This is a genomic window from Yersinia aleksiciae, from assembly GCF_001047675.1.
Classification (GTDB): domain Bacteria; phylum Pseudomonadota; class Gammaproteobacteria; order Enterobacterales; family Enterobacteriaceae; genus Yersinia; species Yersinia aleksiciae.
On record NZ_CP011975.1, the window covers coordinates 2,208,598 to 2,220,507 of the forward strand.

The window sequence follows — 11,910 nt, forward strand, 5'->3', positions numbered from 1 at the left end:
GTGCTCGTATACGGGCATGGAAATGATGATTATATATGGAGGCTATTTATGAATAATATAAACAATCAGGCTGGAAATGCTCACTCCGATATTAATTCAACACAGTTTCCTGAAGATAATACGGCGGTAAAAGTGAATGAAGGGCATTTAGACCGTATTTTGTCTGATTTAGAAACGATTAGATCGAAGAATAAAGAGTCTATCAGCCAGCTTAATGGACATTATCAAGAGAATAGTGATGGCTCTTTCCACTCCTACGCTACTGAAGAAGCGAGTGCTAATGGTATTAATCAAGTGAGAATCTATATTGAAGCACAATATAGTTCCGGTAGTATAAGCGGCTATCATATTCGATATACTGAGTTTGATACTACAGGGAATATATTGGGTTATGTCGAGAGTCAATTGGATGCAAATGGAACCACTCTCGATTACGATCATGGTAAAAGTGGAATGCAACGTGATATTATTGCCGAGCCTACTGCGGAAATAGGGGGGGTATTAGCTGAATCAATTAATAGCTTCCCGCTACAAGGCGTCGACATTGACATCGAAAATACTTTTATCGCAAGTAATATCAGATATGTGGCGACTCTCTCGAGTACCGTCATTGGTATATATTTATGAGGCGAAGGGTCTTTCGAACATTCATTGTTAACATATCATTATCCTTACAGTTAGCAACTTAAGAAACATATCACTTAACGGCTCATTGAGCTTGCTGACAAACCTCATTTATAGCTCGGTGACTGGCGGGGCGACCACACTGATGGTCGCTCCGACGGCTTACGCCGTTACGACCCATTCGGCACATCTCTCCGCTAATCAACTTTGTCCACTGTCTGCAACGGCCCATTGAGCCTTTTTTATTCCTTCAATTCAACTCTGCTAAGTCTATGGCTTATAGGCAGCTTTATTCATGATAGATAAATCATCACGCAAATAAATTCATGTCTCTTATTTTTTTTACTTGTTTTTTATATTATTTCCTTTGTTTGCTTATGGATTTTAATTTTTTGCGATATTTAGAGCTAAAATCGTTAGCATCTAGCCGCAATAAGTTACGCAAAATAGCCCCATCTTTTGGCTTATTGTGTGCTTAGATGGTTTATATCCATAAAATAAAGTTATTTTAATCTGATAAATTATATAGGTATCTGTATGAATAATAGTTACTCTGGCTTTCGGCAGGTGGAATCTACTATTAGTAATAGTAGTGAGGTAGTTATAGAAACGGAGAATGGTAAAATAAGAACTGTAACCATATACCAAAAGAGTGGCGAGGTAGCCTCAGAAGTTAAAACGACCATGGATCTTAGCGGGAAAATATTAAGTGAAAATGAATATACGTACGGTAATAACGGTGTTGTAAAGTCTGAAATCAATAAAGTGTATAATAACAATGGTAAGCTTACGCAGAAAGATATTATAACTAACCAATATGATATTTCGGATAAATTAGTGTCGAAGAGTGTTTTAAATCAGTCTGTCGATTCAAAAGGTCGGTTGATTGCCAGCACTGAGAAAAATTTTGATGGCCATCAAAATCTAGTCGATATGGTTAAAATAAAGCAGGAGTTTAATTTTTTTGGTTATCGGACTCAGCAAGAGAAGGAAACATATGATGCTAATGAAAAGTTAGTGAGTACCTTTAAGGAGGTGCAGAGTTTCAAGTGGAATCTCTTTAAAGAAAGAACTGGCGTCGTTCGGGTATCTCAGCAATTTGATCCTAGTGAAAATCTGATCTCCAAGATGACAGAAAATTATAACTTTGACTCTGATGGAGTTTTTAACTCCAGAGCTGAGCTATCGCAAAAATTTAATTCTGTTGGAGAGGAAACTTCCTGTTCTAATCGTGCGTACGATGCTACTGGAAAAATGACGTCTAACGTTAGCAGTCACGCTCGTTTCGAAGTGAAATCCGATCAATTGGTGAGTGCGATGAATGGTTTTGGCACTCTTAACAGAGCGCCTGTTGTCGCCACTATTGGGCAACCAAATCGTGCGGCCGTTGGGATTACGATGAGTGACTCACATTCGCCCTCTTACGAGCCTATCTCTTACTCTGTTTAAGGGGTAAACATCACAGCAGCCCCCAAAAGGCTTCAATCAACGGCTCATTGAGCCGTTTTTTCGTGACACAAACCCCCAACTCAAACGGCTCCACCAATGAGACATCATCCAGTAGGGAAATACGGTTGCGCACCGGTTCCGGGCTGTTATCCACCACCACTGACGGGATCAGTGCCACACCACAGCCCAATGCTACCATCGACACAATCGCCTCATGGCCGGAAACCGTGGCGTAAATCAAGGGGTTAGTGATGCGCTGGCGACGGAACCACAAATCAATGCGTTTTCGTGATGGGCCGTGCTCCGGCAATATAAAAGGAATGGTGGCCCAATCGGGCTGATCGACGGAGACCTGCGATCGCACCGCGCAAGGGAGAGCGGGGGCAATCAGCACCAACGGAATTTCGCCAATTTGGGTAAAGGCCACGCTGCTGGGGAGCACCTCAGGGCGGCCCGCAATCCCAAGATCAGCCTCATTGGACTGCACCTTATCGACCGCATCGGCAGCATCACCCGTGGTGAGTTTGATTTCAACCAGCGGATGGCGGGCGCGGAAGCGATCCAGAATCGGCGGTAGATGGCTGTATGCGGCGGTGACCGAGCAAAATAGCCGCAGTTCGCCACTCAGCGATGGCCCGTGTTGGCCTAAGGCATGGCGCAATTGCTGATATTGCAGCAAGGTTTGCTGCGCAAAGGATTTCAGTTGGGTGCCCGCATCCGTCAGTTGCACGGTACGATTATCACGTAAAAAAAGTGGCTGGCCGATGGTCTCTTCCAGCCGCTGGATCTGGCGTGAAAGGGTCGATGGGCTGACGTGCATGGCTTTGGCGGTGCGGCCAAAATGGCGGCTTTCGGCCAAATGCAGGAATAATTTTAAGTCACGTAAATCCATCACCGACCGCCTCTTGAGTAAGAATGTCCATTGTATTGCATCAGGAATAGGCTGTATTGCAGAATCTGCAACATGACATTGTTAATATATCAATTTCAGCAATGTGTTTCCTGTCATATAGTGAATCCAAGGTTATCCCCTACACCCACAAAACAGCATCTGAACGGAGTAATACCATGGCTAACTATTTCAACACATTGAACCTGCGTCAGCAGTTGGCGCAATTAGGTCAGTGTCGCTTTATGGCACGCGACGAATTTGCCGATGAAGCCGGCTACCTGAAAGGGAAAAAAGTGGTGATCGTGGGCTGTGGCGCACAAGGGCTGAACCAAGGCTTAAATATGCGTGACTCCGGTCTGGACGTGACTTACGCGCTGCGTAAAGAAGCTATTGCCGAGAAACGTGCTTCATGGCGCAAAGCGACGGAAAACGGCTTCAAAGTCGGCACTTACGAAGAGTTGATCCCACAGGCGGATTTGGTGGTTAACCTGACACCAGACAAACAGCACTCCGCAGTGGTTCAGGCGGTTCAGCCATTGATGAAAGATGGCGCAGCGCTGGGCTACTCCCATGGTTTCAATATCGTTGAAGTGGGCGAGCAAGTGCGTAAAGACATCACGGTGGTGATGGTTGCGCCAAAATGCCCTGGTACTGAAGTGCGCGAAGAGTACAAACGTGGTTTTGGTGTGCCGACACTGATCGCGGTTCACCCAGAAAACGACCCTAAAGGCGAAGGCATGGCAATCGCTAAAGCGTGGGCGGCAGCCACTGGCGGCCACCGTGCTGGGGTATTGGAATCCTCTTTCGTGGCTGAAGTGAAATCTGACTTGATGGGCGAGCAAACTATCCTGTGTGGCATGTTGCAGGCCGGTTCTCTGCTCTGTTTCGACAAGCTGGTTGCCGAAGGTACTGACGCGGCCTACGCTGAAAAACTGGTTCAATTCGGCTGGGAAACTATCACCGAAGCGCTGAAACAAGGCGGGATCACGCTGATGATGGATCGTTTATCCAACCCAGCGAAACTGCGTGCTTATGCGTTGTCTGAGCAACTGAAAGGCATTATGGCTCCGCTGTTCCAGAAACACATGGATGACATTATTTCCGGTGAGTTCTCTAGCGGCATGATGGCTGACTGGGCTAACGATGATGCTAAATTGCTGGGCTGGCGTGAAGAGACCGGCAGAACGGCCTTTGAGAATGCGCCCCAGTTTGAAGGCAAAATCTCTGAGCAAGAATATTTCGACCACGGCGTATTGATGATTGCCATGGTAAAAGCGGGGGTTGAGTTGGCATTCGAAACCATGGTTGACTCCGGTATTATCGAAGAGTCCGCTTATTACGAATCCCTGCATGAACTGCCACTGATTGCGAATACCATTGCCCGTAAGCGCCTGTATGAAATGAACGTGGTTATTTCTGATACTGCGGAATACGGTAATTATCTGTTTGCTAACGCTGCGGTTCCTTTGCTGAAAGGCAAGTTTATGGATTCACTGCAAGCGGGCGATTTAGGTAAAAGTATTGCTGGTACGGCGGTCGATAATGCCCAACTGCGTGATGCAAATGAAGCTATCCGTAATCACCCAATCGAAGCGATAGGCCATAAGCTGCGTGGGTATATGACCGATATGAAACGTATCGCCGTTGCTGGCTAAGATATTAGAGCCCTTGAGCGTTGCTGCCTTACTGCAACGCCAATGACGTCGAGTATTCTCGCTCGTCAAAACAAGCCGCTGCCATTGATTAATGGCGGCGGTTTTTTTTATTTTAGATTTTGTCTGTTTCGTGGCGAAAAAATTATTAAATTAATGCTATCACGGCCCGAAAAAACTCTTGTAAGGTGTTAATCGTGGTTAAGCCCATCGCGAACAACCTATTCTTTTTATTCCCGTAGTAACACAACAACTATTATCAATAATAAAAGACCTCGCTAATTAGTGAGGTCTTTTTGTTTATGTAAATGGTTTCTGATTATATTAAAAATAAATCAAAAGGACTCAAATATAACAAGGAGAGATGTTATGGGTGATATTCAAACTGTGCTGGCGCGTTGGGGTGTATGGGCCAGAGATAATACCCGACTAGACTACCCACATATCGCCAGTGGGTTTAGGGGGATAACCACCGGAGGGAAATCGCTTGAGTCCTGTAGTGATCATGATGGTTTGGTAATTGATATTACAGTGGGGTATTTAAAACGCGCGGCCAGAGAGAAAGAGCTGGAGCTTATTATCCGGCACTATGTTTATGGACAATCTAAAACTTCAATTGCCCGATTGAAAAAATGTAATGAGCGGGAAATACGGCGTCAATTACAGATCGCTGAAAGTTTTATTGATGGGTGCATGACGCAATCAAATATCGCGTTGGAAATGCATAAAGACTAATTCAGATGGTGCAGAAATATCAGGAGGTATGAAACAAAAATAGATTAATAGGTATTTTCGTTAGTGATGAAATTCAACTCTAAATAAGGAAATTAAATATGGGTGAAGGACACAGTAATGTCACAGGCCATGGCAGCCGAGGTCCCACTGGCGGCATCAAAGGTGGGCCAACAGGGTCAGGCAGTGGAAATTCGAATCGGGGAAGTGGGTGGGGAACCTCAAACACGCCCTACGGCAAGCTTCATCATTATAGCCCGAGCCAATTTGGTCATAACAATCGCAGGGGGAATCGGGGAGGGAATCGTCATTCCCAAAGCGGTAGTCAGACACCGAGCCTGACACAACGACCTGATATGCAAGCTTATATGGCCGTAGGGGGGGTACCTGCCGTTGTCACATTAATTGACGGGAGTTGGGGCATAACCTTAAGCCGATTGTCCGTTGTGGCTACCTTTATAGAAACTAATTTAGTTAGCATAGGGAAATGGGCAGCGCGCACTAGCCCCATTGGTGTGGTGGTGATGGGCATGATGCCCTCAAGCATTGCTCCTGATCCTCCGATGGAACATTACTTTACGACCCCAGTTCTTCCTGCCGACAGAGTCACTGATATTCCGAAAGAGACACTAAAAACCCTTGATGATGTGGTGGTCAATGTCCAGCTCAATGATGTGATGGAAGAGGGCGTGCAACAGGTGGTTCTGATCAAGAATCCGACAGTTACACAACGGGTTCCGGTGGTGAGGGCTGTTCCAACAGCGACACCCAATGTCTATACCGCACCGGTTCCCGGAGTTACGCCGGTACATATTAATGTGGTTGATAGTGCTGAGCCTGGTCATCAAACGCACCCTGTCGTCGCCGGAAAGCCTACCGTAACCCCGATTGAGAATGCGCCCGTTAAATCGGTGACGGTCTCTGTGGGCCGCCATACTCGCGATGCCATCATCGTCTTTCCCGATGGCACAAATATTGAACCCTTGTATATCTCAATGATTCGAATAATCAGCCACCATGAGCTTAGGGAGGAAGCGCGTAATGCCTATAACATTGCGCGAGGTGAGCGGGAAGCTGTTGAAAGTTCTTTGGTGCAGGGGCCCTTCAACTCAGTAACAGAGGAGCTGGGGCGGAAAAGAACCTTGGTAGACAAGCAAGTGGCAGAAGTTGCAGCACATATCCTGCTGCTGGAAAAAAACCTGATCTTGTTAAACCAGGAAGTTGCGAAGGTGCAGCAGCGCCTTGCTTTCGTTTTAAGTCCTGAAAATAGAAGGACATTCAAGTACGTTCCCGAAATGCGTAGGCTAAAGGCCACCGCTCTGATCCAGCAAGGTGAGGTAAATACTCTCAATCAAGGGATTGCGGAGTTAGGAGCCAAGCAAGCAGCGCTATTGGCGCTGCAACAGCGTGTTGAGAATGAACGGTTGGCAGCAGAAGCAGCAGAGCGGCAGCGTATTGAAAATGCACGGCTGGCAGCAGAAGCAGCAGAGCGGCAGCGTGTTGAGAATGCACGGTTGGCGGCAGAAGCAGCAGAGCGGCAGCGTGTTGAAAATGCACGGCTGGCAGCAGAAGCAGCAGAACGGCAGCGTGTTGAGAACGAACGGCTGGCTGTAGAGACAGCAAAAGTACAGGCCGAACGACAGGAAGTCATTCGTCAAAATACCTACTCTTTACCTGCTCATCCGGCAGGGAGTGCCTACCCACCCAGTTTTGCTGTCGCCGGAATGGGTACTCTGGCGCTAGGGCAAGAGGTCATGCAGGGATTAGCTGCCTCACTACGAATGGCATTGGTCAAACTCAGTGCGGTTGCCACCTTCTCGGTAGCAGGCCCACTGGCGGTGACTGTTGCGGCTGCTTTCTACCCCGTGAAAGTCGGCGAAGGCTCAGATCAACCACCGGGTTGGGATCGGCCACTTTTAGCGGGTAGCATTCCTTTAAGCAATATGGGGTTAGCACCTGAAACGGGGTCAGCGAAGCAAGATGACATTGAACTCCCTGTTCGAATGTTAATCACTGACACTGATGGCTTGATGGAGGTCCATGCGGTAAAAACCGGTATGGAGGGAGTCCCTGCCAAAGTCAAAGTCGTTGCTGCGCAATATGATGCAGACAAAAATAGTTATACATTCACCACAGATAACCAGCCACCCCGGACGTTTACCTTTACACCGACAGCCCCACCGGGTACGGATCTCAGTCCGGCCTTACCACAACCGGCGAGTGCACCCGCCGCTCCGTTGCACACCGGTGAAACAGTCATTCGGCATACGGTCATTCATACTGTGTTCCCGCAGCCAGCGCTGGAGGAGCAGGATTTCCACGATTACATCATCTGGTTCCCCGCAGATTCCGGGCTGGAGCCGGTGTATGTTTACTTTAAAAATCCACGATATGAACCGGGTACAGTGACGGGGCGCGGGCAACCTGTTTCTGGAATTTGGTTGGCAGGGGCGGGTAAGGATTCAGGCGTACCGATTCCCGCACATATTGCGGATCAATTACGCGGCAGACGCTTCAGCACTTTTGATAAATTTAGAGAGGCATTCTGGCTCGCCGTCGGGCATGATCCTGAACTATCTGGGCAGTTTTCACCTCTGAACCAAAATAGGATGAAGAAGGGTTATGCTCCTTATCCAGTACCAATTGAACAGATAGTTGGGAGAGAGAAGTTTGAACTTCATCATTTTATTCCAATTAAAGATGGCGGAGCAGTTTATGATGCGGACAACCTACGAGTAGTAACGCCGAAAAACCACATTAATATTCACTCAAAAAATGGGGGTAAATCATGAAATTAAAAAATAGCATAGCTGAATATACGGAATCTGAATTCTTAGATTTTTTAAATAAAATTTTTGCTGTTGATGTTTCTGAAAATGAACATGATGATCTTATTCGTCATTTTGTAAAGATTACTGAACATCCACAAGGTAATGGGGTTCTTTTTTATCCCGAGACTGAGGCGGAAGCTAGCCCAGAGGGTGTCCTAAATGTTATCAAAAAATGGCGAGCCGAGAATGGCAAGCCTGGCTTTAAAGAATAAATAAGTTTGCGAAACCATAATACAGGCCGCCTTTATGGCGGTTTGTATTATATTTATGGTGACTATTATTATATTAACAGTCTGAATATTGCACACCGGTGAAACAGTCATTCGGCATACGGTCATTCATACTGTGTTCCCGCAGCCAGCGCTGGAGGAGCAGGATTTCCACGATTACATCATTTGGTTCCCCGCAGATTCCGGGTAATCAAGAGCTAATGAAGAATGAATATGCTCCTTTTGTTAAGAAATCAGATAAAGCTGGCCAGCGTGTGAGGAATGAGCTTCATCATAAAATTCCAATATCTCAAGGTGGTGATGTTTACAATGTTGATAATATTAATGTAGTCACACCTAAACGTCATATTGAGATTCATTCAAAAAAAGGTGGATTCATAGATGGGAAATAAAAAGTTATCCGATTATACAGAACTGGAATTTTTGGATTTTCTAACAGACATTTACTATGTAAATAAAGTTGTTTTTCCAACGGAAAATGCACATTCAGCCGCAGTTGCGGAGTTTGAAAATCTAACAGAGCATCCAGATGGCTCAGACTTATTTTATTATCCTAATAGTGATCGAGAGGATAGTCCTGAGGGTATTTTAGCTGAAATAAAAAAATGGCGGGCCGAGAATGGCAAGCCTGGCTTTAAAGAATAAATAAGTTTGCTAAATCATAATACAGGCCGCCTTTAAGGCGGTTTGTATTATGTAAAGTAACCAATCAGATAAATATTAAAATTGAATTAAAGTTCTGGAGTACATGGGCCATAGAGTACAAATATTGACTATTTATATATCACCAATGAATTCACAGGGGGGCTATGCCTTATAAAATTGTCGGTGGGATAATAACCGTGCTGGTAGCCGTTTTTCTGGTGCTATTTGTTCATTGGAATAGCCTGTCAAATCGGCTAGAGAAAACAGAAAAAGAGTTAACAGCAGAACGGGCAATTAACGCGACATTGGGTCATATTATCGATGCTTATCAGGAGAATAATAGTGCCAACCGCGTTGCCATTACCCGTCAATTAGAGAGTGAGAGGGTGATACGTAATGAAAGTGAGGAAAAAATCAGACAGTTTGGGGCTGAGGCCATTGGCGATCCTTGTGCTGTTCAGCGCATGCCAGACCCTATTATTAACCTCTTGCAAGAGTAATCCACCTGCACCAAAAGTCGCCGAAGTCATTCGATTATTTCCACCCGCATCCGCATTAGTCACCTGTGAAATACCAGAGTTTACGGGTGTGAGTTGGAGTGACAGCGGAATTTATGCCTTGGTTTTAAAACGAGAGCTACAGATTTGCAAAGGGCGACTGGATGAGGTGATTGAGTTTATGGGCCAAAGAAGAGAATAAATTAATAGATTTGACTGAGGTTATGACTATTAATAGCATTGGCTCACCAGTCAATGGCGAGCCGAAGGCGCTAAGATCAGCTTTAAATATAAGTCGTTCGTTATTCTGAACTCCCCTCACAACACATCCCCACTATTTTATATTGCTGCTAAAAGCCTTACTGTTGCCTAAATCATCGATTAAGACAAAATTGAGGGTAGCACTCCCCGCAGCAGGTGGGTGATTAAGTGGAACATCGAGTGTTGAAAAAGGTGCGACCATATCCGGCAAGGCTTCTGCCGAACCTAATTTAAGTGACGCTAATGACGCAAAATAGGGTGTCGGGTTATTCACTTTAACCACGGCATTATCGGCGTTACGTGCCAAAGTAAAGGTTAACGCTTTTGCCAGCGTGTCCCCCGGCGCAGGTATGCTCTTAGGGCGATTAAATACTTTGTACTGCATACGTAAGGCTAGCGTGACGAAAGATTCATCCTCGACTTTGGTGGTTGATTTAGGCGGAATTTCGTAAACGTTGAGCCAAAATGCAGATTCTCTGTCCTCCGGTAATTTACTGGCACCAGATAGGATTAACCGCAAACTGCGTTGTGCCTGCGGCTGTAGTCGAAATAGCGGCGGCAGCACTAATACCGGCGAAATCGCTTTCTCCGGTGTCGCCATTAAATTGCCATCATCCACCCAGACCTGCACGGCCACCGGATAGTTGTTGCTATTCACCAGTTGCAGTGACTCTTCTGTGCTGCCGCCGCTGAAGATAACCCGTGTCCTTTCCGCAATCACACTCGCCATCGCCGGCACACTACAGGCCATCATAAGCAACAGTAGCACGCTGCTGATCCCGCGATTTATGCCTTTGAAAAGCACATTATTGGACACGTATAACCACTTGCGCATGCGCATTCACTGCTCCCGCCGTCACAGTTTGCCCGCTGATTTTGCTTAACTCAGCCCGAAAATTCTCCGTATAGCTATTCCCTCCCGTCACCGCGCCGGTCTGCTGTTGCGCGCCTTGGAATATGCCATACCAGCCACCACTATTACCTGTTTGAGTCACGTTTTTTGACAGCAGATTCATTGGGCTATTGTTACGGTAGATACGGATGCCCACTCCACTTGCCATACCCGCCGCACCATAATTGTCCGATACTAAATGGCTGATACCCCCGCTGCCGTTGATTAAACCCAATGCTTGTGCTTTGGCGACATTGGCGGCGGGGACCAAAAAGCCCATCGCTACCGTGCCTGCGGTTACGCCCGAGGTCACGCCAGTCTGACACTGAAAATCGACATTAAAATCAGCGGCGCTGGTATGGCCAGTATTGAGTTCGGCCACCGAAATTCGGGGTAATACCACCGTCGGAGTAAAATTGGTGACCGCACAAATGGTGGTTCGGCGGAAAGTGACATAGTTGTACAACCCAATGGAGGCCGGCCAGGTGGTATACCAACCGGGCCAGTTGGTTACTGAGTCGGTACCTTCAATAGGGCCACTGACGCCAGGCCCTTTAAAGGCGATATAGGCGTTCGGTTGGGTATAAGCATAGAGATAAGAGGCCGCATTATTGGTACTGGTGCGGACATAATCAACGCGGAACAGTTCGGTATACAGATTACTGAAATTTTTCGCTTTGACTAAAATCCGCCCACTGCTGTCCTTATCCAGATCGGTTAAGCGACGGCCTTTCCATAGACGAGAGTAATACTCACCAGTGGAGAGGTTGGTCAGTCTGATAACCACGTTGCGGACATAGGTGGCAAAACCGGAGGGAACGTTGCCCGCAATTAAGCCATCTTCATTTTTACCCCCAAAATCATTATCCCCGTTAGTGGCATACATCTCGAACAGTTGATCGGCATCGGCAGCTTCACAGCGGAAGAGTACCCGATCAGGGTCATAACCGGTATTTAGGGCAAAAGAGGTAAAGTCAGAGGTTGCTGCCGCCAATAAGGTGCCATCTGGTTGAAAGTTTGCATTGGTACTGAGGTCAATGATACCCGGTAAGCCAAGCGAACCATTGTTGTAATCCAGTGACCCCGCCCAAGCTGCTGCCGTACCATCACCCGCGCCCAGTTGGTTTTGCGCCGTAATTCGGGTACAGGCGGACCATGCAGAGGTGCTGCATAATCCTATCACTAGTGCCATTCCAGCCAGAACT

14 protein-coding genes are annotated in these 11,910 nt (G+C 46.6%); 11 read left to right on the forward strand and 3 right to left on the reverse strand.

What is annotated here, in order from left to right; translation table 11 throughout:
* Positions 1–48: 48 nt before the first annotated feature.
* Positions 49–627, forward strand: a complete 579-nt coding sequence (locus ACZ76_RS09950) for a hypothetical protein (protein ID WP_048618802.1) — start codon at positions 49–51, stop codon at positions 625–627.
* 534 nt (positions 628–1,161) lie between these two features.
* A complete protein-coding gene (locus ACZ76_RS09955) occupies positions 1,162–2,073 on the forward strand; it encodes a hypothetical protein (RefSeq protein WP_048618803.1) in 912 nt (303 codons plus the stop codon).
* 10 nt (positions 2,074–2,083) lie between these two features.
* On the opposite strand, the gene ilvY is transcribed toward ACZ76_RS09955, so the two are convergent.
* Positions 2,084–2,965 carry an HTH-type transcriptional activator IlvY gene (ilvY, locus tag ACZ76_RS09960; RefSeq protein ID WP_048618804.1) on the reverse strand — a complete coding sequence of 294 codons (882 nt, stop codon included), beginning with the start codon at positions 2,963–2,965 and terminating at the stop codon, positions 2,084–2,086.
* Positions 2,966–3,141: 176 nt separating this feature from the next.
* Here ilvY and ilvC point away from each other — a divergent pair, with 176 nt between their 5' ends.
* The 9 genes from ilvC (at position 3,142) to lysC (ending at position 9,754) form a co-directional block, all read left to right on the forward strand.
* Entirely contained in the window at positions 3,142–4,620 is a 1,479-nt protein-coding gene (ilvC, locus tag ACZ76_RS09965; RefSeq protein ID WP_048618805.1) for a ketol-acid reductoisomerase, read from the forward strand.
* Positions 4,621–4,986: 366 nt separating this feature from the next.
* Positions 4,987–5,352, forward strand: coding sequence for an antiterminator Q family protein (locus tag ACZ76_RS09970; protein ID WP_048618806.1), 366 nt, complete (start codon positions 4,987–4,989; stop codon positions 5,350–5,352).
* Positions 5,353–5,450: 98 nt separating this feature from the next.
* Positions 5,451–8,141 (forward strand): S-type pyocin domain-containing protein, encoded by a 2,691-nt coding sequence (locus tag ACZ76_RS09975; RefSeq protein ID WP_048618807.1) that lies wholly within the window; start codon positions 5,451–5,453, stop codon positions 8,139–8,141.
* Positions 8,138–8,392, forward strand: a complete 255-nt coding sequence (locus ACZ76_RS09980) for a bacteriocin immunity protein (RefSeq protein WP_048618808.1) — start codon at positions 8,138–8,140, stop codon at positions 8,390–8,392. Before ACZ76_RS09975 ends, ACZ76_RS09980 begins: the two co-directional genes overlap by 4 nt.
* 133 nt (positions 8,393–8,525) lie before the next feature.
* Positions 8,526–8,600 (forward strand): S-type pyocin domain-containing protein, encoded by a 75-nt coding sequence (locus ACZ76_RS19745; RefSeq protein WP_390621180.1) that lies wholly within the window; start codon positions 8,526–8,528, stop codon positions 8,598–8,600.
* Positions 8,590–8,802 (forward strand): HNH endonuclease signature motif containing protein, encoded by a 213-nt coding sequence (locus ACZ76_RS19680; protein WP_412179161.1) that lies wholly within the window; start codon positions 8,590–8,592, stop codon positions 8,800–8,802. The genes ACZ76_RS19745 and ACZ76_RS19680 overlap by 11 nt, the downstream gene beginning before the upstream one ends.
* Complete coding sequence (locus ACZ76_RS09990; RefSeq protein ID WP_048618810.1) at positions 8,792–9,055, forward strand: bacteriocin immunity protein; 264 nt, start codon at positions 8,792–8,794, stop codon at positions 9,053–9,055. The genes ACZ76_RS19680 and ACZ76_RS09990 overlap by 11 nt, the downstream gene beginning before the upstream one ends.
* 164 nt (positions 9,056–9,219) lie before the next feature.
* Entirely contained in the window at positions 9,220–9,555 is a 336-nt protein-coding gene (locus ACZ76_RS09995) for a DUF2570 domain-containing protein (protein WP_048618811.1), read from the forward strand.
* Positions 9,452–9,754, forward strand: a complete 303-nt coding sequence (gene lysC, locus ACZ76_RS19795; RefSeq protein ID WP_425281667.1) for an Rz1-like lysis system protein LysC — start codon at positions 9,452–9,454, stop codon at positions 9,752–9,754. The genes ACZ76_RS09995 and lysC overlap by 104 nt, the downstream gene beginning before the upstream one ends.
* A gap of 132 nt (positions 9,755–9,886) precedes the next feature.
* On the opposite strand, the gene ACZ76_RS10000 is transcribed toward lysC, so the two are convergent.
* On the reverse strand, positions 9,887–10,654 hold the full coding sequence (locus ACZ76_RS10000) for a fimbrial biogenesis chaperone (protein WP_048618812.1): 768 nt from the start codon (positions 10,652–10,654) through the stop codon (positions 9,887–9,889).
* The gene (gene stbD, locus ACZ76_RS10005) at positions 10,620–11,897 is read right to left on the reverse strand and encodes a fimbrial usher protein StbD (RefSeq protein ID WP_048618813.1); all 1,278 of its coding nucleotides are present in this window, start codon (positions 11,895–11,897) and stop codon (positions 10,620–10,622) included. Before stbD ends, ACZ76_RS10000 begins: the two co-directional genes overlap by 35 nt.
* Between the last annotated feature and the right edge of the window lie 13 nt (positions 11,898–11,910).

Excerpts from the sequence above, each read along its gene's own strand:
- ACZ76_RS09975 (WP_048618807.1), top strand. The coding sequence starts at position 5,451 with ATGGGTGAAGGACACAGTAATGTCACAGGCCATGGCAGCCGAGGTCCC.
- ACZ76_RS09980 (WP_048618808.1), top strand. The coding sequence starts at position 8,138 with ATGAAATTAAAAAATAGCATAGCTGAATATACGGAATCTGAATTCTTA.
- ACZ76_RS09950 (WP_048618802.1), top strand. The coding sequence starts at position 49 with ATGAATAATATAAACAATCAGGCTGGAAATGCTCACTCCGATATTAAT.
- ACZ76_RS10000 (WP_048618812.1), bottom strand. The coding sequence starts at position 10,654 with ATGCGCATGCGCAAGTGGTTATACGTGTCCAATAATGTGCTTTTCAAA.
- lysC (WP_425281667.1), top strand. The coding sequence starts at position 9,452 with ATGAAAGTGAGGAAAAAATCAGACAGTTTGGGGCTGAGGCCATTGGCG.
- ACZ76_RS09955 (WP_048618803.1), top strand. The coding sequence starts at position 1,162 with ATGAATAATAGTTACTCTGGCTTTCGGCAGGTGGAATCTACTATTAGT.
- ACZ76_RS09990 (WP_048618810.1), top strand. The coding sequence starts at position 8,792 with ATGGGAAATAAAAAGTTATCCGATTATACAGAACTGGAATTTTTGGAT.
- ilvC (WP_048618805.1), top strand. The coding sequence starts at position 3,142 with ATGGCTAACTATTTCAACACATTGAACCTGCGTCAGCAGTTGGCGCAA.
- stbD (WP_048618813.1), bottom strand. The coding sequence starts at position 11,897 with ATGGCACTAGTGATAGGATTATGCAGCACCTCTGCATGGTCCGCCTGT.
- ilvY (WP_048618804.1), bottom strand. The coding sequence starts at position 2,965 with ATGGATTTACGTGACTTAAAATTATTCCTGCATTTGGCCGAAAGCCGC.
- ACZ76_RS09970 (WP_048618806.1), top strand. The coding sequence starts at position 4,987 with ATGGGTGATATTCAAACTGTGCTGGCGCGTTGGGGTGTATGGGCCAGA.
- ACZ76_RS09995 (WP_048618811.1), top strand. The coding sequence starts at position 9,220 with ATGCCTTATAAAATTGTCGGTGGGATAATAACCGTGCTGGTAGCCGTT.